Below are 22,117 nucleotides of genomic sequence, written 5' to 3' on the forward strand. Positions count from 1 at the left end.
AGGCGGCCTCAGATAGATCAGGGAGCTCAGGCCCTTCGCGGCGACAGCTCGATCACGCAGGCGTCCAGGGGGGCCGCGCCTTCCAGCCGATATTCGGCCAGGCCTTCCTGCCCCTCGACGTGCAGGCAGTCGTAGCGCGACGGCAGCGTGTGCACCGCAGCATCGATGCCTACCGTGAGCGCCGCGCCGGCGTTCAGCACCAGCACGCTGCGCGCGGCGCTATGGAAGGTCCACGGGCCAGCGCCCGTCACCCATTGCAGCCGGGCGTAGTAGCGTGCCGGCGCGTAGATCAGGTTGAAATCCCGGATCGGGCCGTCCAGCAAGCGGCACTGCACGTGCGCGTCGCCCGAAAACGCATAGGCCTGGCGCGGCGCCAGCGGCGCCTGTTCGCGGCCATCCACGGTCAGCTGGATCCCCCGGCCTTCCAGCACGGTGATGATGCGCTGCAAGCCAGTGAAGGCTGAAAAGCCGCCGTCCTGCGCCACGTCGGCGATGGATAGCCGCCAGTCGAAGGCGGCGGCGCTGCCGCCGGGATTGCAGGCGACTTCCTGCGTGGTGCCGGCGCCGTTGCGCCACGGCATGCGCGGATAGTCGGCGGCGCGGTAGAGATGGACTTCGGCTGGCTTCATGTCGTGAACTTGCCTTCCAGACGGTGACGCGAACCCGGGTGGATCAGACGGGCGAGCGTGACGGCGCGATCGCCGGACCAGGTGCGGCGGCTGATCAGCAGACAGGGTTCCTCGCGCTCGATCTGCAGCAGCTGGCACTCGCGGGGCTTGGCCAGGATGGCCTCGACCACGTGTTCGCCTTCGCTCAGCGGGGCCACGCGCGTCAGGTATTCGTACGGCGTGCTTTGCGTGAAATCCTGCTTCAGATAGTCGGGCGCCAGGCCCACATTCACATAGCGGTCTTCCAACTGGATGGGGACGTCGTCTTCGTAATGCACGATGACCGAGTGATAGACCGGTTGGCCCGCGCGGATCTCCAGCGCCTGCGCCTGCTCGGCGCCGGCCGGCTCTTCGGCCAGGCGCACCACGCGGCTGTGATGGCGATGGTTGCGCGCCGCGATCTCGTCGGCGATGTTGTTGACGGCAAAGAGCGCCGAGCGCGCCTTGGGCTGCGCCACGAAGGTGCCCACGCCCTGCATGCGTACCAGCAAGCCTTCGGAAGTCAGCTCGCGCAGCGCGCGGTTGATGGTCATGCGGCTGAACCCAAGTTCATCGACCAGCTCGCTTTCCGAGGGCACCCGGTAGTGCGCGGGCCACGCGCCGCTGCGGATCTGCTGCGCGATCATCTGCTTGACCTGCGCGTACAGCGGGGCGGGCAGGGCATTGGCCTGGACGGGCAATCTGGGAGGGGAAGAGGCCACGGGGAAATCCTGTTGGGCGCCGAAAGAATTCGCAAATCGTTCGGCATCAAGTATAGACAGGTACAGATGTCTTGCGAACCGCAGCAGTGCGTGGCCCCCGCGCTGGACGGCGGGCCGCCGCCTCATCTATACTCCCCCCCTGTATCGCTCTCGGAGCCTGCCGTGCCGCATTCGCCGGAAGAAAAAAAACGTGTCGTTACCCGCCTGCGCCGCATCCAGGGGCAGGCGTTAGCATTGGAACGCGCGGTGAACGTTGGCACGGAGTGCGGCGCGTTGCTGCAACAGCTGGCCGCCTTGCGCGGCGCCGCCACCGGCCTGATGGCCGAAGTGCTGGAAAGCCATCTTCGGGAAACCTTTCTGCAATCCGCCCAGGGCGGGCCGCAAAACGCCGCGATCGACGCCGAGGCCGAAGTCGACCAGCTGATGCGCATCGTCCGTTCCTATCTGAAATAACCCCAGCCGACATTCGTGGAGTAAAGCTATGAAATCACGCGCAGCAGTCGCATTCGGACCCGGCAAGCCGCTGGAAATCGTTGAAATCGACGTCGCGCCGCCGCAGCGCGGCGAGGTGCTGGTGCAGATCACGCACACCGGCGTCTGCCACACCGACGCCTTCACCCTCAGCGGCGACGACCCCGAAGGCCTGTTCCCGGCCGTGCTGGGCCACGAAGGCGCAGGTATCGTGGTGGAAGTCGGCGAGGGCGTCACGTCGCTCAAGCCGGGCGACCACGTCATCCCGCTCTACACGGCCGAATGCCGCGAGTGCAAGTTCTGCCTGTCCGGCAAGACCAACCTCTGCCAGAAGGTGCGCGCCACCCAGGGCAAGGGCGTCATGCCCGACGGCACGTCGCGCTTCAGCTACGAAGGCAAGCCGCTGTACCACTACATGGGCTGCTCGACGTTCAGCGAATACTCCGTGGTCAACGAGATCTCGCTGGCCAAGATCAACCCGGCCGCCCCCCACGAAAAGGTCTGCCTGCTGGGCTGCGGCGTGACGACCGGCCTGGGCGCCGTGCACAACACCGCCAAGGTCAAGGAAGGCGACACCGTCGCCGTGTTCGGTTTGGGCGGCATCGGCCTGGCCGTGATCCAGGGCGCAGTGCAGGCCAAGGCTGGCCGCATCATCGCCGTGGACACCAACCCGAACAAGTTCGTGCTGGCCAGCGCCATGGGCGCCACCGACTGCATCAACCCCAAGGATCACGACAAACCGATCCAGGACGTCATCGTCGAACTGACCGACGGCGGCGTGGACTTCTCGTTCGAGTGCATCGGCAATGTGCACGTGATGCGCGCCGCGCTGGAATGCTGCCACAAGGGCTGGGGCGAAAGCATCATCATCGGCGTGGCCGGCGCCGGCCAGGAGATCAGCACCCGCCCGTTCCAGCTGGTCACCGGCCGCGTCTGGCGCGGTTCGGCCTTCGGCGGCGTCAAGGGCCGCACGCAATTGCCGGGCATGGTGGAAGACGCCATGAGCGGCAAGATCGACCTGGATCCGTTCGTGACGCACACGCTGCCGCTGGAACGCATAAACGAAGCCTTCGACCTGATGCATGAAGGCAAGTCGATCCGCACCGTGATCCACTTCTAAGCCTTTCCCCCCTCGGCAGTCACTTGCAGGCCCGGCGCATCAAGCGCCGGGCCTGCCTGTTTTCATGACATCGGCAAGACAGCGCCACGCGCGTTGATGACAGCCTTGTCATTCATCTTCACGTCATCTTCGGCCGCAACCATTCGCCCTTCATAAATGAGGGATCACACGAATGATTACGTGGAAGAGGAATGCGGGCGCCGCGATGCTGAGCGCCTTGTTGCTGGCCGGTTGCGGCGGCAGCGATGACGACGACAACGATACGTCCGCCCCGGCGCCGGAACAGCCCGCGCCGGAGCAGCCGGCGGCCAGCCGGCCGATGGAGCTGACGATCCTGCACATCAACGATCATCACTCCAATCTGGACAGCAGGAAGAAAGACCTGAAACTCAAGAACGCTGCCGGCACGGCGGTGGCGGTGAACGTGGAAGTCGGCGGCTTTCCACGCGTGACCGGCGCCTTCAACGCGCTGTCGGCGCAGTCGGCCAACGTGCTGAAACTGCACGCAGGCGACGCCAACACCGGCACGCTGTACTTCAACCGCGCCGGTGAAGCCGGCGAGGCCGATGCGGCCATGATGAACACGGTCTGCTTTGACGCGATGACGCTCGGCAACCACGAGTTCGACAAGGGCGACAGCGGCCTGAAGCGCTTTATCGACCTGCTGCATGCCGGTGCGTGCCAGACCCCGCTGCTGAGCGCCAACGTCACGTTTGCCGCCGCCTCGGCGCTGAACCCGTCGCGCGCGCCCGGCCTCGTCAAGCCGTCCATCGTGCTGCAACGCGACGGCCAGCCCATCGGCATCGTCGGCCTGACGATCGCCAACAAGACGCAGCAATCGTCCAGCCCGGATGTCGGCACGCTGTTCTCTGACGAGACGGCGGCGGCGCAGTCGCAGATCGATGCGCTGCGCGCGCAGGGCGTTAACAAGATCGTGGTGATGAGCCATATCGGCTACGACTACGACAAGCAGATCATCCCCAATCTGAGCGGCGTCGACGTGGTGGTGGGCGGTGATTCGCACACCTTGCTGGGCCCGGACACGATGACGGCCTACGGCGTGGGTTCGCCCGCGGGCGCCTACCCGACCGTGTTGCAGAACAAGGACGGCAAGCGCGTCTGCCTCGTCCAAGCCTGGGAATACTCGCAAGTGGTCGGCGAACTGAAGGTCAGCTTCGACGCCAATGGCGACGTGACGGCTTGCGCCGGGACGCCGCACGTGCTGATGGGCGACGCGTTCACTGTGGCCGGCGCCGCGCCCGCCCCCGCGGACAAGACCGCCATCCTGGCCGATGTGGCTGCCAGCGGCTTCCTGCGCATCCAGCAACCGGACGCACAAGCCACAAGCGTGCTGCAGCCGTTCAAGGCAAAGGTCGACGCCTTCAGCGCCAGCCTGGTCGCCTCGGTGCCGCAGGAACTGTGCTCGCGCCGCGTGCCGGGCGGCCCGGGTTCGCGCGACTACAGCCGTTCGAGCGCGGCGTGCAACACGCTGGGCAGCGTCAGCCTGCGCGGCGGCGACATCCAGCAGCTGGTGGCGCAGGCCTATCTGGACGTGGCCAACGCCAACTACGGCGGCGCGGACATCTCGCTGCAAAGCGGCGGCGGCGTGCGCATGCCCCTGCTGGGCAACGTGACGGCGGCCAACGTGATCGAAGTGGTTCCGTTCGGCAACATGCTCTGGCGCCTGGAGGTCACGGGCGCCGAGGTCAAGAGCATGCTGGAAGACGGCATGCAGGCCGTCTACGGCCCCGGCGGCTCGACGGGCCCGTACCCGTACGCCGGCGGCCTGCGCTGGGACGTGAACGCCGCGCAAGCCCAGGGCAGCCGCGTGACGAACATCGAAGTGCGTGACGCCGCCAGCGGCAACTGGCTGCCGCTGGACGCTGCGCGCACGTACAAGCTGTTCGTGTTGAGCTTCAACGCCACCGGCGGCGACGGCTACAAGACGCTGGCCAACGTCCCCGCCGCGCGTCGCCAGGACATCGGTGTGCTGGACGCCGACGTGCTGCAAAGCTATATCGACAAGCAGGCCAAGGACCCCGTGTCCGGCCTGCCGGTGCTGAACCTGCTGCCCGTCAGCCTGTACAGCACCAAGACGTACAGCGAGTAAGCGCACTGGCCCTGACCTGGCGGCAGGGTCTTTATTGCATGAACCGGACGGCCCTCATATTATGCAAGACACTTCTTGCATAATATGAGGGCCGTCTTTTGAGTCCATCTACTGCCGTCTGGCTGTTCCTGTCCGTCCAGGCCCTCGGGCTGGCCCTGTGGCTGACGCTTGCCGCGCTGAACAACCGGCGGGATTTCGCCGGAGCCGCCGCTGCGGTCGGCGCCACCATGGCAATGCTGCCGCTGACGCAGGAACCCCGCATCCCCACTCCCTTGCTCAGCCGTGCCCAGCGTTCGCCCGGCCTGCACCGCGCAGCCCTGGCCGTCGTACTGCTGCTTCAGGCGGCGGGCGCCGCCTTGGCGTGGGCAGGGTGCTACGCGCTGCTGATCCAGGGCGACCTGGCCGCGGCCAGGCCTTGGCTGAACGGCGCGCTGGCCGCCCTGTCCGCCTGCCTGCTGGCCATGCACCTGAGCGGCCTGTGGTTCGGGTATTGGATACGCCAGGACACGCTGCAACTGACTCACATCGCCTTGCTGCTGTGGTCGTGCCTGATGTTCCTGGCCTTCAATCTGGTGGCGTGATCACCCGGCGGGGCCAGCGACGCCGGCCGCGCTACGACATCAGCCGCAGGTGGCCGCCCGTACCCAGGCGGCGTTCCAGGTAGACCTCTTCCGTGCGGCCCACGAACTGCGCCAGCGAAAATTCCCGCTTCGCCGTGTTGCGCGCGTCGATACCCATCTGTGCCACCGCGTCGCGGTTCTTCAGGATCTCGCTGACAACCTTAACCACGCTGCTGACGGACCCCGGGGGCACCACCCAGCCATTGCGGCCATCCGTGACGTTCTCGGTCAGGCCCCCAATCTTGCTGACGATGACCGGCTTGCCGGACGCCATCATTTCGCGGCACGCAAACGAGATCGTTTCCAACCGCGACGACAGCACGAAACCCACGTCCAGCGCGGCCAGGAAAGGGCCGACGTCTTCCAGCAGACCGGTGAACACCACCTGATCGGCCATGCCCAGATCGGTCACGCGCTGGCGCTGCTCGTCGTCGGGCTCCTTGCCGGCGATCATGATTACGACCTGATCGCGCAGATAGTCGGGCAGCAGCGACACGGCCGTGACCATGTCCAGCCAATTCTTGTAGCTGGCCGTGCCAGCATTGCTGCCGATCACGAGCCGGCGTTGCAGGGCGGCAGGCAGCAGGGCGACACGCGCCTGCGCCGCATCCTGGGCACTGGCCGGCCGGAACTGCGCGGTGTCGACACCGTTGTGCACCACCCGCAAGTCTTCGTTGCGGAAGACGGAATCCTTCATGCGGCGGAAGGTGTGGCCGCAGACGCAGATGACGCGGTTGGTGCCCCATTTGGCGCGCATGCGCACGCCCAGGCTGTTGGCGGTGCGGTCGGTGTGCTGCGTATAGACGATGAACGGGCGCTTGGCGCCCATGCCCATCGTGGCCAGCATGCAAAGGCGATGGTCCGCCGACCCGTTCACATGGATGACGTCGAAATGTTCCTTGCGCAGCAGCGCGCGCAAGCGGCGCAACGCGCTCAGTTGCTGGAACGGCCGCCCCTTGAATTCCAGGTCGATCGACTGCACGCCGGGCAAGGCGTCAGCCTCGGCCAGCAGGCGGCTGCTGCGCGGCGCCGCAACGGTGATCTGGGCGCGCTGGCGCAGCATGCGCGCCAGCGACATGACGTAGGTGGTATGCCCGCCGCCGTCGCCTTGGTGAAAGTTGGTGTAGAGGATCTTCATGATGTCAGGCCCGAGAGCGGATGCGGGGAAGGCGGGGATTCCCCTTGATTGAGCAAACAGCTCCAATGGCATTTTTCGAACACGTCGTCGCCCAGGCGACTGCCGGCAGACAAGTTGTAGACCTTGACGCCGCGCGCGCTCAGCAGCCGGCTGGCCTGGCGGAACGCGGGTTCGATGTGGCCCGCGAATTGGCGGTCCAGCGCGGTGGCAAGCTGGGCGCCCGCGCTTTCGTAGAAACGCGGCCCGGCGCTGGCCGTCAGATCCAGTCCGTGCAGATACAGGGTGCGGGCGCCCATCCAGGCCAGCAACTGCAAGCCGGTATAGGCGACGGTTCCGCCGCCGAACAGTCCGCGGGCGGGATTCAGGCTGAAGCCGTGCGCGTGCTGTGGATTGCGCGCGTCGAACAGCACCAGTTCCGGGTCATTCGCCAACTGCGCTTCAAGCGCTTCAGGCGTGGCGCGCGCCTGCAGCGCACGCTGATGCACTTCTTCAAACAGAACAATGCGGCAGCGGATGTCGTCCGCGGCGAACAGGAACGCGATCCAGCGGTACACCTCGGGCGTCACGAACAGCAGCAGATCCTGCGACAGCACCTCGGCCACCAGGTCACGCCGGCGTTTGACGAATCCGGCATCCAGCATCGCGTAGTAGTCAAAGCGCAGGGTGGGATGCTGGCGGCGCAGCGCGATGGAACCGTTGACGCCCATGACAGCGCCAAGCCGGCATTGCGCGTAGTCGATCTGCGCGACCGACGGCCCGCTCAGGATCAGGTGCGCGTCACCGGCGATGTCGCGCGGCACGTCGTCCATCGGCACCGTGCCGGGACCTTTCACTCCCACCAGATCGCATGCCACCAGCCGTTCGCTGCCCTCGCGCCGAACCTTCACCAAGGGCCACAGCGTCTCGTTGTGCCGATAGGCCCCGGCGCGCGTATAGCGGTAAAGATATCGGAAGCCCTTGGTCAAGGGACGCGAACAAAGCAAGCGGGGAACAAGGGCAAAACGGGGCATGAACAGTGCCGCTGAAAGCGCGGCGAAACCTTACGAGCGGCTGATTCTACTCATGCGTTTTCGCCAAAAGCGCGTTCGAAACATTTGAGATGTAACAGCAATGGGGGGAGCTGTTCCCGCCCCTTTTTTGCCTGTTTACCCCCCGCAAACAGGCGGCATCCCACATTCCGGAATAAAGCAGATCGACGCCCCGGAATCTGCACCATTACCGTGCAGAAGCACCGGTTACCAGGCACCTCTGGTACGAGCGCAGCGCAAGCCGCGCTCGTACGTTCCATTACCTTTTGCGCTAAAGCGACAGGATATTGAAAGTGAATCAGGCAACGCGGCGGGGCCAAAGCTCCGGAAACAATGGATGCGCCAAGGGCGCGCCGGCCGGCAAGGCGTCGGCCAGGCCCGGAAACTCCGGCGACGTCCGCCACGGGCGCGGTGCGTGCCGCATGTCTTCACCCAGGAAGCGCAGCGAAAACGCCCGCCGACGCCGGTTGCCGCCTACGCCGCCCGCGGCGTGCAGGGTCAGCATATGAAAGAACACCGCGTCGCCCGGTTGCAGCTCCCAACCCAGGATGTTCCAGGCCGAGCGGTCTGATTCTATGTCCGGCAGATCCGCCAGGCTGCCTTCGGGAAACCACCTTGCCTGGCTGTCCAGGAACGTGCGCGGCATCAGCCACGGCCCCCGATGCGATCCGGCCACGAACTCCAGCGTGGACTCGCGTGCCACGGGATCCACCGGCATCCACATGCTGCAGTTCTGCTGGCCTTCCACGTTGTAGTAGGGCTGGTCCTGATGCCACGGCGTCGGCTGGCGCGTGTTGGGCTCCTTGACCAGCAGGTGGTCGTGGTACAGGCGTGCGCTTGGGCAGCCCATCAACTGCGCGGCGACCGACCCGACACTGCTGTCGAAGATGAATCGGCGGTAGTCTTCGTTCTCGGTCCAGTTGCAGAAATCCTCGAAGAACCAGCCGGGGTCGTCTGCCGTGCTGGCAACCTTGGCCCGCGGGCTGGGCGCAGCAAGATTAGATTCGATGCCGCGCGTCAACAGCGCGACTTCGTCAGGCGTGAACAACTGGCGCACGCAGACGGCGCCATCTTCCTGAAAGGCCTCGATCATCGAGGCGGGAAGTTCGAATTCATGACGGTTCGACAACATGGGTTCCTCCTGGAAAATCACGAATGCTGGAATGACGGCGGTTGGCCGCGGGAACGGCCAGGCCGCCCCCACAACCAGTACGCCGCGCTCAGCAGGGCCAACCAGCCCAGGCCGACAAAGAGCGCCAGGCGGGTTTCGGGAAACACACCCAACACGATGAATATGAAGAGCATGAAGACGATGGCAAAGGCCTGCCCGTAAGGCCAGAACGGCACCGGGAAATGCAGCGCGGCGGCTTCGGGCCCGCTCAGGCTGCGCCGCATGGCCACCTGCGACAGCAGGATCATCAACCACACCCACACGACCGAAAACGTGACCATCGATGCGAAGGCCATGAACAGCTTGTCGGGCAACAGATAGTTCAGCACCACCCCGCCCAGCAACGCCACGCCCATCATCACCACCGTCATCCACGGCACGCCAAAGCGCGACAAGCGCGAGAACACCATGGGCGCCTGACCGTTGGCGGCCATGCCGTACAGCATGCGCCCCGTGGAGAAGATGTCGCTGTTGATGGCCGATATCACGGCCGATATGACAACCAGGTTCAACACCGACGCCGCGGACGCCATTCCCAGCCCGCTGAAAATCTGCACGAAGGGGCTGCTGTCGCCAGTGATGCCGGGCCACGGGAAAATGGCCATCAGTACCGTCAAGGTCAGCACATAGAACAACAAGATGCGCAGCGGAACCGAGTTGATGGCCCGGGGGATCATGCGTTGGGGATCGCGGGCCTCGCCGGCTGTCATGCCGATGACTTCGATACCGCCGAAGGCGAACATCACCACCGAAAACGACGCGATCATGCCCTGCACGCCGTTCGGGAAGAAGCCGCCATGCCGCCACAGGTTGGAGAAACCGGAGGCGTCCGCCGCCGTGGCGCCGCCCGTCTGAATGCCCGCCAGCAGCACGCCCAGCCCCGCCGCAATCATGGCGACGATGGCCACGACCTTCAGCAGCGACAGCCAGAACTCCAGTTCGCCGAACACCTTGACCGAACACAGGTTGATCGCGCCGATCAAGCACACGATCGACAGCACCCAGATCCAGCGCGGGGTGTCCGGGAACCAGAAGCTCATGTACAGGCCGAACACGGTGACGTCGGCCAGGCACACCATCAGCATCGAGAACGCGTAGCTCCAGCCGGTCAGGAAACCCAGGTAGGGGCCCAGATAGCGCGTGGCGTAGTGCCCGAACGACCCCGAAACCGGCGTCCTGACGGCCATCTCGCCTAACGCGCGCATCGTCAGGAAGATGGCGACGCCGCCGATCAGATAGGCCAGCAGCACCGAAGGGCCCGCGCGCTGGATCGCTCCCGCCGACCCGTAGAACAGCCCGGTGCCGATCGCCGACCCCAGTGCCATGAAACGAATATGCCGCTCGTTCAAACCGCGCCGCAATGGCGAAGTCTCCTGGTTCATATGCCCCCCGCTTTATCGTGTTTTGGACAACCTTGGCATCGATGTGCACAGGAATCTTCTCCCAGGCCGCGCCCGAAATTCGATAAGCACGCGCAAATCGGACGCATCTGATATCGTTGCCCCGTAACCTCCCAGGCTCGCGCATCCCACTGATGAACCCCTTTCGCCCCGACTCTCCCGCCCTGCAGGACGCCATCGCCGATGCCATCAGCACCGCGACCCGTGGCGCCGGCCGCGTGAACATCCTGATCGCCGGCAAGACGGGCGTGGGCAAAAGCACGCTGATCAATGCGGTGTTCCGCGGCGAACTGGCCAAGACCGGCGCGGGCAAACCCGTCACCCAGTCCACCCAGGCCTACACCAAGCCCGGCCATCCGCTCACCATCATCGACACCCGCGGCCTGGAGGTCGGCGACTACGCGCGTTCGCGCCAGCAACTGACCGACCTGATCCAGGAACGCGCCGCGTCCGACGACCAGGACAAGCACCTGCACGTGGCCTGGCTCTGCATCCAGGACAGCAGCCATCGGGTGGAAGACGCCGAGATCGAGCTGTGCGACATGCTGGCCAACGCCGGCATTCCCGTCATCGCGGTGCTGACCAAGGCCCGCAAGAACAGCCCCTTCGTGGACGAAGCGCGCAAGCTGCTGCCGCGCGCCAAGGACGTCGTCGCGGTGCGCGCGCTGCCGGAATGGATCGAAGAGCTGGATGCCGAACTGCCGCCGATGGGGCTGGATGCGCTGATCGGGGTCACCGCCGAACTCATCCCCGAAGGCCAGCAGCGCGCCTACGCCAATGCCTTGTCCACCCGCAACAAGAAGGCCCTGGAAGTAAAAAAAAAGCGGGCTGAGATAGAGGTGAACATTGCAGCGGGCCTGGCCGCATCAGCCGCCGCCGCCCCCATCCCGTTCTCGGACGCGTTCGCGCTGGTGCCCATCCAGGTGGGAATGATCGCCAAGATCGGCATTACCTTCGGCATGGAGCTGGACACCACCGCGATCACGACGCTCGTCACGTCCACGCTGGGCGCATCGGCGGCCACGCTGATCGGCCGCTCGCTGGTGTCGGGCATGCTGAAATTCATCCCCGGCGCAGGCAGCGCGGTGGGCGGCACCATCGCCGCCACCACCGCAGGCGCCATCACCAAGCTGCTGGGCAACGCCTACGTGGCGGTGCTGTACGACTTCTGCCAGAAGAACCCCGGCAAGGACATCGATATCGGGATGATCGCGCAGGCGCTCAAGCAGCGCGTGAAGCTGTAAGGCGACCCTGCGGTCAGAACGCCCTGGCCAGTGCGGCGAAGAAGGCGTCGTCGTTGATCTCGACACGTTTCTTGTAGCTGGGCTTGCCGCGCGCGCTCAGCACCACCGCGACGAGCTTATGCGCCGGATTGATGTGGATGAACTGGCCGTAGATGCCTTCGGCCTGGAAGGCGCCCGCCAAGGCGGGATCCTTCAGTTCCGGCACCCACCACATGTAGCCATACGGAATCTCGGTGTCGCCGATGCGGTACGGGGCCCCTGCCTGCGCCACCCAGTCATCCGGCAGCAGGCGTTCGCCGTCCAACTGCCCGCCTTCCAGCACGAATTGCCCGAAGCGCGCGTAGTCGCGCATCGTGGCGTTCATGCCGCTGCCCGAAATCGTCATGCCCCCGGGGCATTCCGCCCACCAGGTCGCGTCGGATTCCATGCCGATGCGCGACCACAGCCGCGAATGCAGATAGTCGGCCAGACGCTGGCCGGTTGCTCCTTCCATCACCGCGCTCAGCAGATAGGATTCACCCGTGTTGTACGCCCAGGCCTGGCCTGCCGGCTGCCGCGCCGGCAACTGCTTCATGAAGTCGCGGATGCCACCCGGCTGCCAGCGGGTCTGGATATCCAGCAACTGGCGGCGCTCGGAAGCCGGATCGCCGTAGTCTTCATTCCACTGCACGCCCGAACACATGCGCAACATCTGGCGCAATGAAACCTCGCGGTAGACGCCGCCCAGGTCCGCGTACTTCGTCACCGGATCGTCCAGCGAATCGATCAGGCCTTCCTTCAGCGCCACGCCCACCAGCGTGGCCGCCACCGACTTGGCGAGCGAACACGAGTTCCACCGGGTTTCAGGCGAGATGCCGCGCTGGTAGGTTTCGAACGCGACCTGCCCGTCCTTCATCACCATCAGGCCGGCCACGCCATTGGCCGCCAGGTAGTCGTACAGGTCGAAGACGCGTCCCTGGTCCTGGATGCGCAAGCCCGGCAGCCCGCCGGGCCGCAGCGGCAGGTCGCGTACGCGCTGGCCGCGCGCCACCGTGTCTGAGGCGAACCAGCCTGGGTCGCTCGACAGCGCCAGCGTCAGTTCGTCGGGAAGCAGGGTGCCGTCGTAGAACCGCATCAGGTGCGATTTCAAGGCGGGAGTCATGGGCATGGCAGATTCCGGTTTCGAATTCATAGGGTGGGAGACGGGTGTACGCTGTGCGGCGTCAGTCGTCCCGCATCACAAAATGTCCTGGCGCGACCTCTTGGTAGCGCCGTCGGGGCGGCGTGTAGCCGGGCGGGCGCAACGTGTGCCGGATCTCGTCCTGGGCAAGGTTGCGCGGCGCCCGCGGCGCGCCCGGGTCAGCCACCGGGACGGCCTCCAGCAGGCGCCGGGTATAGGGGTGCCGGGGGTCGTAGAGCACAGCGGCACGCGAGCCGATCTCGACGATTTCGCCCATGTACATCACCGCCACGCGATGGCTGACGCGTTCCACCACGGCCATGTCGTGCGAGATGAACAGATACGCCAGCCCCATGTCCTGCTGCAGCTTCAGCATCAGGTTGATGACCTGCGCCTTGATGGATACGTCCAGCGCGGACACGGCTTCGTCAGCCACCAGCAGCGACGGACCCAGCGCCAGGCTGCGCGCAATGCAGATGCGCTGGCGCTGCCCGCCAGAGAACTCCTGCGGATACCGGTTGCCCGCGGCGCTGTCCAGCCCCACGCAGGCCAGCAATTCGGCCACGCGGGCGCGCAGGGCCTCGCCCTTGCAGACCTTGTTCACGATCAAGGGGCTGGCCACGGCCGCCGCGACAGTCTTGCGCGGGTTCAGGCTGGAGAACGGGTCCTGGAACACCATCTGCACATGGCGCGCCATGGCGCCGCGGTCCCGGCCGCTGGCGGCATGGATATCCTGCCCGTTGACCCGCACATGGCCCGACGTTGGCGTCAGCAGGTTCATGATGCTGCGGCCGATCGTGGACTTGCCGCAGCCAGACTCGCCAACCAGCGCCAGGGTTTCGCCGGGCTGCACACTGAACGACACATTCTCTACCGCATGCACCATCCCGCGATCCCGCGCCAGGAAACCCGACCCCATGCGGTAGCGCATCGTCAGCCCCTGCACTTCCAGCGCAGGCGGGGCGTCCGCACGGACGGTGTCGGCGGCTTCGGCCGCCGGTGTCCTGGCGCCGGTCTGCCGGTCGATGGCCGGGAACGGCAGCGGCCGCGCCACGGTCTTCATGGCGCCCAGGCGCGGCACCGCAGCCAGCAGGGCCCGCGTATAGGGCTCGGCGGGCGCCTCGAAAATGCGGGCGGTCTCGCCGCATTCGATCTGCTCTCCGCCGCACATCACCACCATCCGGTCGGCGACTTCCGCCACCACGCCCATGTCATGCGTGATGAACAGCACCGACATGCCGTCTTCCTGCTGCAGCTCGCGGATCAACGCCAGGATCTGCGCCTGGATGGTGACGTCCAGCGCCGTGGTCGGCTCATCGGCGATCAGCAGCCGGGGCCGGCACGCGAGCGCCATGGCGATCATGACGCGCTGGCGCATGCCCCCCGACAGGTGAAACGGATAATCCTTCAAGCGCGTCGCCGCCGCCGGGATGCGCACCTTCTCCAGCAGACGCAGCGCCTCGGCCTGGGCCGCGGCCCAGTCCAGGCCGCGGTGCAACATCAGCGATTCGGCTACCTGGAATCCGATCGTGCGCACCGGGTTCAGGCTGGTCATTGGCTCCTGGAAGATCATGGCGATATCCGCGCCGCGGATCTTGCGCATCTCGCTTTCGGGCAGGGCCAGCAGGTCGCGGCCGTCCAGCAGCACGCTGCCCGACAGCTGCGTGTCGCGCGGGTTGAGCAGGCGCATGATGGACATGGCCGTGACGCTTTTGCCCGATCCGGACTCCCCCACGACGGCCAGCGTCTCGCGCGGCGCGACCTCGAAGTCCAGCCCGTTGACGACCGTCTTCCAGCCGTCCGGCACCCGGAAGCGGGTGTGCAGGCCGGCGACGCGAAGCACGGGCGCGTTCACGCGTTCAGCCCCATCGCGGACAGGCGCAGCCAGATGGTCTTGATCTGCTGGTATTGCGCCATGGCCTCCAAGCCCTTGTCGCGGGCGAGCGAACCTGAACGGCGGTAGCCGCCGAAAGGGGTCTTGATGTCGCCTTCCGTGAACCCGTTGACCGCGACCGTGCCGCACTCCAGGCGGCGCGCGAAGTACATGGCGCGATCCAGGTCGCGGGTGTAGACGGTGGCATGCAGGCCGTAGTCGGTGCCATTGGCGATCTGCAGCGCCTGGTCCATGCTGTCCACGGGCAATACACCCAGCACCGGTCCGAAGATCTCCTCGCGCGCGATGGTCATCTCGGGACGCAGGTCGGCGAAGACCGTGGGACCAAGGTAATGGCCCCGGCCGACCGGTGCGCCGCCGGCGTCCAGCACGCGGCGCGCGCCTTCCTCGACGCCCTTGGCCACATAGGACAGCACGCGGTTGCGCTGGCCCGCGGAAATCAGCGGCCCCATGTCGGTTGCCGGATTCAGGGGATCGCCGATCACGATCTGCTTGGTGCGGGCGATGATCTTCTCCACGTAGGCGTCCTGCCGCGACCGCGCCACCAGTTGGCGCATGTTGGCCGAGCAGTTCTGGCCGCCGTTCCAGAACGCGGCCATCACGGCATTGTCGATCAGATCTTCGGTCAGGTCCGCGTCATCGAGCACGATGAAGGGACTTTTTCCGCCCATCTCCAGGCCGACGGTCTTCAGGTTGCTGGACCCCGCGTATTGCAGGAACAGCCGGCCCACGTCCGTGGACCCGGTGAACGACACGGAATCGATGTCGGGATGCTGGCCGATCAGCCGCCCCGTCGTCTCGCCCGGCCCGGTCAGCACGTTCAGCACGCCCGCCGGTATCCCGGCTTCGATCGCCAGCGCGGCCAGCGACAACGCGGTCAGCGAGGTCTCTTCGGCCGGTTTGACGATGACGGAGCAACCGCTGGCCAGCGCCGGCGCCAGCTTCCACGTGGCCATCAGCAGGGGGAAGTTCCAGGGCAGCACGGCCGCCACGACGCCGATGGGTTCGCGCACGACCATCGCGCAGTCTTCCTGGCCGGTCGGCGCCACGTGGCCGTAGCTCTTGTCGACCAGTTCGCCGTACCACTGGAAGATGGCCGGGACTTCCTGCGTGATCTCGCGCAGGCAATCGCGGATGGGCTTGCCGCTTTCCAGGCTTTCCATGACCGCCAGCCTGACCCCGTCGCGCCGGATCAGCGCCGCCAGCTTCAGCAGCGCTTCCTTGCGCTTTTCGGGCGCGCAGCGCGACCAGGCGCCGCTGCGGAACGACCAACGGGCGGCCGCGACCGCGCGGTCCACGTCCTTCTGGCCGCAATGCGCCAACGTGCTCAGCACGGCGCCGGTGGCGGGGTTGCTGGTCTCGATCAGGGCCCCGTTGTCGGACGCCGACCAGTCGCCGTCGATGAAAACGCGGTCGGGTAGGCGCAAGCCGGCGGCGACGCGCAGCAGTTCTGCATGGCTGGGGTTGGGCAGGGCGGTATCGGACATCATTGCTCCGGGTATCAGATGGCCGCGTAGGGGCGCGAGTACGCCCCCCGCAGGTAACGGTCGGCCGAGAACGGCGCCAGGTCGGTCTTGGGTTCGGCGCCGCGGGCCAGGGCGGCAAGCGTGCTTCCCACGGCGGGGCCCAGCCCGAAGCCGTGCCCGGAAAAGCCCGTGGCGATGATCAGGCCGCGGGCGGGCCAGGCCGCATCGATCACCGGCAAGGCGTCCGGCATCACATCGATGTTTCCTGCCCAGGACTTCACGATCTCGACGGGCGGCATGCCCGCGAACAGGTCCGCGAATCGCTTGCGGTTGTCGCGCACGCGATGCGTGTTGGGCGCAATGTCCGGATCGCGGGGCTTGATCGCCCAATCCGACTTCGGCACCGACAGCCGGGTATGCAGGTCATTGATGAAGGGTTTGCCCAGGCGGAACGAAAAACCCTTGCGGTTGCGGACCACTTCGCGCACGAAATACCGCGACGCGCGCAGGGAATCCAGCGTCAGGTCGATGTCCGTACCAGCATCGGTGGCGATGATGCAGGAACCATCGGGACGCTGGCGCAGGCCCAGCCCGTAGCCGACAAAACAAGGCAGGCCCATGGGAGGCAGGGGCGCAGTCAGCGATACCGTGCTGCGCACGACCTTTTGCGGCAATTGCACATCCAGGCCCTGCAACAGGCGGAAGGTTTGCGCGCCGGCCGCGCAGATGACGATGGGCGCGCGTACCGGGCCGTGCTCGGTCTGCACGCCGCGAATGCTGCCGCCCGCGACGTCCAGCGCGCTGACGCCGCAATCCTCCAGCACCACCGCGCCGGCGCCGACGGCCGCACGGGCGAACGCCAAGGTCGCCAGCGTGGGTTCGGCCTGCCCGTCCGATTCAGCGATGATGCCGCCTTCCGTGCGCGGCGACACCAGCGGAAACCTGGCCGCCACCTCGTCGGCGCTCAGCATCCGCGTGTCGCTGACGCGGCCGCCTGCCTCGGCCAGCCATGCCTGGTAGGAACGGCGCTCGGCCTCGTCCGCACACAGGAACAGGCAACCGCTGCGCCGCCAGCCTGTCTCGTGGCCCAGCTCTGCCCGCAGTCCGGGCCACAGCGACAGGGCCTGGGCAGCCAAGGCAAGCTCAGCGGGATCGCGGTACAGCGAGCGCACGAACCCCCAATTGCGTCCCGACTGCTGCGAGGCGATCCGGTTTTTTTCCAGCAGCACCACTTTCAAGTTGGCGCGGGACAGATACCAGGCGGCGCTGCAGCCCATGATGCCGCCGCCGATGATGACGACATCGGCGCTCGCGGGCAGCGGCTCGGTCCTGTCCAGCAGGCGCGACACCGCGTCCGCCGGCGCATGGCGCAACAGGTTAAGCGGCGGCATCGACGATGGCGTCCATATCGATCTCGACCCGGATTGCGGGATCGAACAACCCCGCCTGCACGGTCGTGCACGCGGGATCCACTCCACGGAACGCTTCCGCGTACACATCCATGACGGCGTCGTAGTCTTCGGCCCGGGCGATATAGATGCGCACCCGCACCACATCGCGCAGCGACGCGCCCGCCTGCTGGAACGCCGACTGGGCGTTGCGGAAGATCTGCTCGGTCTGCGCGCGGGCGCCGTCGGCCAGCACGTCGGCGACATAGTCGTAGCCCGTCGTCCCGGACAGGCGGACGTGGCCATTCAGCGCGACGGCGCGCGCATAGCTGTAAGTGCGTTCATACTCGCTACCCGAGTAGATGGCTTGCCGGCCGCCGCGTTGGCGCGTGTTGTCGTTCATGTCGGTTTTCATCCAGGAGTGCTTCATTGGCAGGCAGGATCGCGCAAAAGGCACGGCCCCGTCGATGTCAAAAAATCGAGGGCTGGATGCAATTAATAGAACGACTGATGGCCAGCGGTCGGGTGCGTCACAAGGAATTCCTCGCGGCCGATCATGGTTTTCCCGTAGCGCATTTCGCCGCGCCCAAGCGAACTCCGACACGGTGCAGATTATTGCGGTTTCGATTCCATTTATTCGACTCGACACTGCCGAACGCGTTGGGATTCAATCGGGTCATTCCGGGAACAGCCCGGCGCCGCGTCACAGAACCGGCGGCCTTCCAGATGACAGGGGAACACAGGATGCACGTGGATTTTGCAATCGTCGGCGGCGGAATTTCAGGCGCGGCGGCCGCCTACTTTCTTTCCCAGGCCGGAAAAGTGGCGTTGATCGAACAAGAGCCGCATTTCGGATTCCATAGCTCGGGCCGCACGGCGGGCCAGTTCACCGTCGGCATTTCCGCCGACCAGATGCGCGCCATGGCTGCGGCCAGCCGGGCGTTCTTCCAGGCGCCGCCGGCGGGTTTCGCCGAACTGCCCCTGATCGAGCAGCGCGGCAGCCTGACGCTCGGCCGCCATAGCCAGAAGGCCGTGCTGGACAAGCTGCACGAACGCATCGGGCAAGCGGGCGGCGCCGCCGAATGGGTGGATCGCGAACAGGCCATGGCCCTGTTCCCCGCGCTGCTGGCCGACAAATTCGACCTGGGCGTCCACGAGACCGACGCCCAGGACATCGACGTCAACACCTTGCTTCAGGCCTACCTCAAGGGCGCCAAGCGAAACGGCGTGGTGCTGGCGACAAATACGCCAGTGCTGGCCATCGAACGGCAGGAAGGCAAATGGCGCATCCGCACCCAGGACGAGGACTACACCGCCAGCGTGATGGTCAACGCCTCGGGCGGCTGGGCCGACGCCGTCGCCCACATGGCGGGCGTGGCGCCCATCGGCATCACGCCGTACAAGCGCACCGCCTTCACCTTCCCGTTGCTGCCAGGCGCCGAAGGCGCCCGCTGGCCGCATGTGTGCAATGCGGATTACCAGTGGTATGTGAAACCGGAACATGGTTGCTTCATGGGTTCGCCCGCCGATGCGCAGCCGGTTGCGCCCGGCGAGGTTTATCCGGACGAGCTGGATGTGGCCCAGGGTATCTACAACATCGAACAGGAAACGACGTTGCGAGTTCCGCGGCCCATCAGTGTCTGGGCCGGCGTGCGCAGCTACGTGCGTGACCGCAATCCGGTCTGCGGCGCGCGCAGCGACAGCCCCGATTTCATCTGGTACGCGGCGCTGGGCGGCTGCGGCGTGCTGACCTCGCCCGCGATGGGGCAGGCCGTGGCGGCATTGGCCCAGCGCAAGGCGCTGCCCGATGCGTTGCGCGCGCAGGGCTTGACGCCCGAGGCCTTGTCGCCAGACCGCGCCACGCTCAGATCCGCCTGATTGCCGCAACGAACAAGCAAGCAAACCATAACGGGGAAACGGACGCCATGATCCACCATAAGCTCTCCAAACGGGATTTCCTGAAACTGTCGGCCACCGCCGGCACGCTGCTGGTCGCGCCAGCGTGGGCGCAACCGGCGCCGACGCCGCCCGCCGCCCCGCGCGGCCAGGTGATCGCCGGCATTTCGCAGGAACCCACGGTATTCAACCCGCTGATGCCGGGCAGCGAAGTCGACCAGGGCGTCTGGTGGCAACTGTTCAGCACCCTGTGGTTCATCGACGCGCAGGGCAATACCGTGGCGGACCTGGCGCGCGAGGTGCCGTCGGTCGCCAATGGCGGGCTGTCGGCGGACGGCCTGACCTGGAAGGTGAAGCTGAAGACGAACGCCACGTGGCACGACGGCAAGCCGTTCACGGCGCGCGACGTCAAGTACACGCTGGAACTGATCAACAACCCGGCGTTCCGGGCCCGCAACCGCGTGGGCCATGCGCTGGTGCGCGACATCACCGTGGTGGCGGACGACGAGATCCACTGGCGCATGGAAAGCAGCTTCACGCCCTACATGTCGGTGCTGTCCCAGACCTTCATGGTCCCCGAGCACCTGCTTGCCACGGCCGCCGACCCCAACACCGCGCCCTACAACCAGGCCCCGGTCGGGACCGGCCCCTTCCGCTGGGGCGCCCGCCGCGCCGGCGACCACATCCAGCTGGAACGCAACCCGGCCTACCACGGCCAGGGCCCCTATCTGCTGCGCGTCATCTTCAAGTACATCCCCGACCAGACCATGCTGTACACGCAGTTCCGCAGCGGTCAGATCGATTACCTGGGGCTGTCGGGCATCCAGCCCAGTTTCGAGCAGGAAGCCGCCAAGCTGCGCGGTGCGCGCATCATGCCCGTGCCCACCCCCTTTATCGAACACGTGGCGCTGAACCTGGGTTTCGCCCCCTTCGCAGACAAGTCCGTGCGCGAAGCGTTGTATCTGGGCATGAACAAGGAAGCCCGCATCCAGGCCATCTATCAGGGCCGTCCGCTACCGACCGAGTCTTATGTCCCCAAAGGCCATTGGGCGTACAACGATGCGCTGCCGGCGCACCGGTATGACCCGCAGGCCGCGCGCGCCCTGCTGGACGCGGCGGGTTGGGTGCCGGGCAGCGACGGCATACGCGTGAAGAACGGCCAGCGCCTGGCGTTCTCCAATTCCACGACGGCGGGCGCGCAAGCGCGCGAGCAGTCCCAGCAGCTGTTGATGCAGGACTGGCGGCAGATTGGGGTGGAGATGACCATCGAGAACATGCCGGCGGCCGTCATCTGGGGCAATTTCTGGCAGAAGTCGCAATACCAGTCGGTGATGGTGGCCTCCAACTTCCTCCAGGGCAGCGACCCCGACGTGACCGCGCGTTTTTCCAGCGCGTCGATTCCCGCCAAGGGCGGCAGCGGCCTGAATACCTACCAGTACCAGAACCCCGAAATGGATCAGCTTCTGGTGCAGGGCACCCGGGAATTCAACCTGGATGAGCGCAAGCGCATCTATCATCGGATCCAGGAAATCGTCCGAACCGACCTGGTGCTGTTGCCCGTGTCCCAGACCGTCATCATCGAAGCCGTGAAGGAAAAGCTCGTCGGCTACGAAAACAACATCAACAGCTCGTCCAACTGCTGGAACATGCGCAGTTGGTATTGGGCAAGCTGACGGGCCGGAGCCTCCTGATGACCCAGTATCTGCTCAAGCGCGGCGGCCAGTCCCTGGTGCTGCTGTTGCTGGTTTCCCTGATCGGATTCGGCATCCTCTACCTGTCGCCGGGCGGCCCGCTGTCCCAGCTGGCGCAGTCGTCGAACATGGCGCAAGAGGATATCGACCGCTTGACCCGCAGCATGGGCCTGGACCGCCCGTTCCTCATCCAATACGGAGACTGGCTACTGCGCATGGTGCGCGGTGACTGGGGCGCATCCTACCGTGACGGCATCGGCGTGCTGGCCACCATCGGTTCGCATATCGGGGCGACCTTGTCGCTGATGGCCGTGTCCACCGTCATCGCCGCGCTGCTGGGCGGCATGATCGGCATCTGGGGCGCGGTCCGCCGGCATTCGCTGATGGACGCGCTGTCGTCGGTGGGCGCGATGATCGCGCTGTCCATCCCGACCTTCTGGTTCGGGCTGATGGCGATCTACCTGTTCTCCATCAAGCTGGGCTGGCTGCCCGCGGGCAACCAGCAGACGTTCGGCGACGGCTCGTTCCTGGATCTGGCGCACCACATGATCGCGCCGGTCATGGTGCTGGCGCTGGTCGAGACCGCGGTGTGGGCGCGCTTCATGCGGTCGTCCATGATCGAGACCCTGGAGCAGGACTACATCCGCACCGCGCGCGCCAAGGGCGCGGGCGGGCGCGCCATCATCCTGTCGCATGCGCTGCGCAATGCGCTGCTGCCCATGATCACCCTCGTGGGCCTGCAGTTCCCGACCTTGCTGGGCGGCGCGCTGATCACCGAGACGGTCTTCAGCTGGCCCGGCATGGGCCGCTTGTTCTTCGATTCGCTGGAGTACCGCGACTACCCCGTAGTCATGGGCATTCTGATGCTGTCCGCCATCATGGTGATGCTGGGCTCGCTGTTGGCCGATGTGCTGTACGCCATCGCCGATCCTCGTATTCGGATGGACTGAGC

General features: G+C 66.1%; 19 protein-coding genes. 8 read left to right on the forward strand and 11 right to left on the reverse strand.

Going from position 1 to position 22,117, the window contains the following annotated elements:
* Positions 1-26: 26 nt before the first annotated feature.
* Both CEY09_RS17630 and hutC read right to left on the reverse strand, forming a co-directional pair.
* Entirely contained in the window at positions 27-629 is a 603-nt protein-coding gene (locus tag CEY09_RS17630) for a HutD/Ves family protein (RefSeq protein WP_088589658.1), read from the reverse strand.
* The gene (gene hutC, locus CEY09_RS17635) at positions 626-1,369 is read right to left on the reverse strand and encodes a histidine utilization repressor (RefSeq protein ID WP_175216767.1); all 744 of its coding nucleotides are present in this window, start codon (positions 1,367-1,369) and stop codon (positions 626-628) included. The genes CEY09_RS17630 and hutC overlap by 4 nt, the downstream gene beginning before the upstream one ends.
* A 162-nt stretch (positions 1,370-1,531) precedes the next feature.
* Between hutC and CEY09_RS17640 the strand changes: the two genes are divergently transcribed.
* The 4 genes from CEY09_RS17640 (at position 1,532) to CEY09_RS17655 (ending at position 5,651) form a co-directional block, all read left to right on the forward strand.
* On the forward strand, positions 1,532-1,822 hold the full coding sequence (locus CEY09_RS17640; RefSeq protein WP_006226778.1) for a metal/formaldehyde-sensitive transcriptional repressor: 291 nt from the start codon (positions 1,532-1,534) through the stop codon (positions 1,820-1,822).
* A gap of 28 nt (positions 1,823-1,850) precedes the next feature.
* Entirely contained in the window at positions 1,851-2,960 is a 1,110-nt protein-coding gene (locus CEY09_RS17645) for an S-(hydroxymethyl)glutathione dehydrogenase/class III alcohol dehydrogenase (RefSeq protein WP_006226777.1), read from the forward strand.
* A 172-nt stretch (positions 2,961-3,132) separates the two neighbouring features.
* Positions 3,133-5,070 (forward strand): bifunctional metallophosphatase/5'-nucleotidase, encoded by a 1,938-nt coding sequence (locus tag CEY09_RS17650; RefSeq protein WP_088589659.1) that lies wholly within the window; start codon positions 3,133-3,135, stop codon positions 5,068-5,070.
* Between the two features lie 98 nt (positions 5,071-5,168).
* Entirely contained in the window at positions 5,169-5,651 is a 483-nt protein-coding gene (locus CEY09_RS17655) for a DUF2165 family protein (protein WP_088589660.1), read from the forward strand.
* 31 nt (positions 5,652-5,682) lie between these two features.
* On the opposite strand, the gene CEY09_RS17660 is transcribed toward CEY09_RS17655, so the two are convergent.
* The 4 genes from CEY09_RS17660 to CEY09_RS17675 form a co-directional block, all read right to left on the reverse strand.
* The gene (locus CEY09_RS17660; RefSeq protein WP_088589661.1) at positions 5,683-6,828 is read right to left on the reverse strand and encodes a glycosyltransferase; all 1,146 of its coding nucleotides are present in this window, start codon (positions 6,826-6,828) and stop codon (positions 5,683-5,685) included.
* Positions 6,825-7,838 (reverse strand): hypothetical protein, encoded by a 1,014-nt coding sequence (locus CEY09_RS17665; protein ID WP_088589662.1) that lies wholly within the window; start codon positions 7,836-7,838, stop codon positions 6,825-6,827. Before CEY09_RS17665 ends, CEY09_RS17660 begins: the two co-directional genes overlap by 4 nt.
* Positions 7,839-8,154: 316 nt before the next feature.
* Complete coding sequence (locus CEY09_RS17670; RefSeq protein ID WP_088589663.1) at positions 8,155-8,988, reverse strand: phytanoyl-CoA dioxygenase family protein; 834 nt, start codon at positions 8,986-8,988, stop codon at positions 8,155-8,157.
* Positions 8,989-9,005: 17 nt separating this feature from the next.
* On the reverse strand, positions 9,006-10,409 hold the full coding sequence (locus tag CEY09_RS17675; protein WP_088589664.1) for an amino acid permease: 1,404 nt from the start codon (positions 10,407-10,409) through the stop codon (positions 9,006-9,008).
* 152 nt (positions 10,410-10,561) lie between these two features.
* Here CEY09_RS17675 and CEY09_RS17680 point away from each other — a divergent pair, with 152 nt between their 5' ends.
* Entirely contained in the window at positions 10,562-11,671 is a 1,110-nt protein-coding gene (locus CEY09_RS17680) for a YcjF family protein (protein WP_006226770.1), read from the forward strand.
* Positions 11,672-11,684: 13 nt separating this feature from the next.
* On the opposite strand, the gene CEY09_RS17685 is transcribed toward CEY09_RS17680, so the two are convergent.
* From CEY09_RS17685 to CEY09_RS17705, 5 genes are read right to left on the reverse strand one after another with little or no spacing between them, the layout of a single operon-like run.
* Positions 11,685-12,818, reverse strand: a complete 1,134-nt coding sequence (locus tag CEY09_RS17685) for a serine hydrolase domain-containing protein (RefSeq protein WP_158218676.1) — start codon at positions 12,816-12,818, stop codon at positions 11,685-11,687.
* 55 nt (positions 12,819-12,873) lie between these two features.
* Complete coding sequence (locus tag CEY09_RS17690; RefSeq protein ID WP_337360719.1) at positions 12,874-14,685, reverse strand: ABC transporter ATP-binding protein; 1,812 nt, start codon at positions 14,683-14,685, stop codon at positions 12,874-12,876.
* A complete protein-coding gene (locus CEY09_RS17695; protein ID WP_088589666.1) occupies positions 14,682-16,211 on the reverse strand; it encodes an aldehyde dehydrogenase family protein in 1,530 nt (509 codons plus the stop codon). Before CEY09_RS17695 ends, CEY09_RS17690 begins: the two co-directional genes overlap by 4 nt.
* A 14-nt stretch (positions 16,212-16,225) precedes the next feature.
* Positions 16,226-17,581, reverse strand: coding sequence for an NAD(P)/FAD-dependent oxidoreductase (locus tag CEY09_RS17700; RefSeq protein WP_158218677.1), 1,356 nt, complete (start codon positions 17,579-17,581; stop codon positions 16,226-16,228).
* Positions 17,568-17,981 carry a Rid family hydrolase gene (locus tag CEY09_RS17705; RefSeq protein WP_158218678.1) on the reverse strand — a complete coding sequence of 138 codons (414 nt, stop codon included), beginning with the start codon at positions 17,979-17,981 and terminating at the stop codon, positions 17,568-17,570. The genes CEY09_RS17700 and CEY09_RS17705 overlap by 14 nt, the downstream gene beginning before the upstream one ends.
* Positions 17,982-18,328: 347 nt before the next feature.
* On the opposite strand from CEY09_RS17705, the gene CEY09_RS17710 reads away from it, so the two are divergent.
* Genes CEY09_RS17710 through CEY09_RS17720 form a run of 3 tightly spaced genes read left to right on the forward strand, consistent with a single transcriptional unit; the run spans position 18,329 to position 22,115 of the window.
* The gene (locus CEY09_RS17710; protein WP_208625068.1) at positions 18,329-19,456 is read left to right on the forward strand and encodes an NAD(P)/FAD-dependent oxidoreductase; all 1,128 of its coding nucleotides are present in this window, start codon (positions 18,329-18,331) and stop codon (positions 19,454-19,456) included.
* A gap of 47 nt (positions 19,457-19,503) precedes the next feature.
* The gene (locus CEY09_RS17715) at positions 19,504-21,147 is read left to right on the forward strand and encodes a peptide ABC transporter substrate-binding protein (protein ID WP_088589670.1); all 1,644 of its coding nucleotides are present in this window, start codon (positions 19,504-19,506) and stop codon (positions 21,145-21,147) included.
* A gap of 17 nt (positions 21,148-21,164) precedes the next feature.
* The gene (locus CEY09_RS17720) at positions 21,165-22,115 is read left to right on the forward strand and encodes an ABC transporter permease (RefSeq protein ID WP_088589915.1); all 951 of its coding nucleotides are present in this window, start codon (positions 21,165-21,167) and stop codon (positions 22,113-22,115) included.
* The last annotated feature ends 2 nt before the right edge of the window (positions 22,116-22,117 follow it).

Origin of the sequence: Achromobacter marplatensis, from assembly GCF_002209535.1 — a bacterium.
Taxonomy (GTDB): domain Bacteria; phylum Pseudomonadota; class Gammaproteobacteria; order Burkholderiales; family Burkholderiaceae_B; genus Achromobacter; species Achromobacter marplatensis.

Bases quoted from the DNA above. Each gene is read 5' to 3' on its own strand.
- CEY09_RS17630 (WP_088589658.1), bottom strand. From the start codon at position 629: ATGAAGCCAGCCGAAGTCCATCTCTACCGCGCCGCCGACTATCCGCGC.
- CEY09_RS17645 (WP_006226777.1), top strand. From the start codon at position 1,851: ATGAAATCACGCGCAGCAGTCGCATTCGGACCCGGCAAGCCGCTGGAA.
- CEY09_RS17650 (WP_088589659.1), top strand. From the start codon at position 3,133: ATGATTACGTGGAAGAGGAATGCGGGCGCCGCGATGCTGAGCGCCTTG.
- CEY09_RS17660 (WP_088589661.1), bottom strand. From the start codon at position 6,828: ATGAAGATCCTCTACACCAACTTTCACCAAGGCGACGGCGGCGGGCAT.
- CEY09_RS17665 (WP_088589662.1), bottom strand. From the start codon at position 7,838: ATGCCCCGTTTTGCCCTTGTTCCCCGCTTGCTTTGTTCGCGTCCCTTG.
- CEY09_RS17670 (WP_088589663.1), bottom strand. From the start codon at position 8,988: ATGTTGTCGAACCGTCATGAATTCGAACTTCCCGCCTCGATGATCGAG.
- CEY09_RS17675 (WP_088589664.1), bottom strand. From the start codon at position 10,409: ATGAACCAGGAGACTTCGCCATTGCGGCGCGGTTTGAACGAGCGGCAT.
- CEY09_RS17680 (WP_006226770.1), top strand. From the start codon at position 10,562: ATGAACCCCTTTCGCCCCGACTCTCCCGCCCTGCAGGACGCCATCGCC.
- CEY09_RS17685 (WP_158218676.1), bottom strand. From the start codon at position 12,818: ATGCCCATGACTCCCGCCTTGAAATCGCACCTGATGCGGTTCTACGAC.
- CEY09_RS17695 (WP_088589666.1), bottom strand. From the start codon at position 16,211: ATGTCCGATACCGCCCTGCCCAACCCCAGCCATGCAGAACTGCTGCGC.
- CEY09_RS17700 (WP_158218677.1), bottom strand. From the start codon at position 17,581: ATGCCGCCGCTTAACCTGTTGCGCCATGCGCCGGCGGACGCGGTGTCG.
- CEY09_RS17705 (WP_158218678.1), bottom strand. From the start codon at position 17,981: ATGAACGACAACACGCGCCAACGCGGCGGCCGGCAAGCCATCTACTCG.
- CEY09_RS17715 (WP_088589670.1), top strand. From the start codon at position 19,504: ATGATCCACCATAAGCTCTCCAAACGGGATTTCCTGAAACTGTCGGCC.
- CEY09_RS17720 (WP_088589915.1), top strand. From the start codon at position 21,165: ATGACCCAGTATCTGCTCAAGCGCGGCGGCCAGTCCCTGGTGCTGCTG.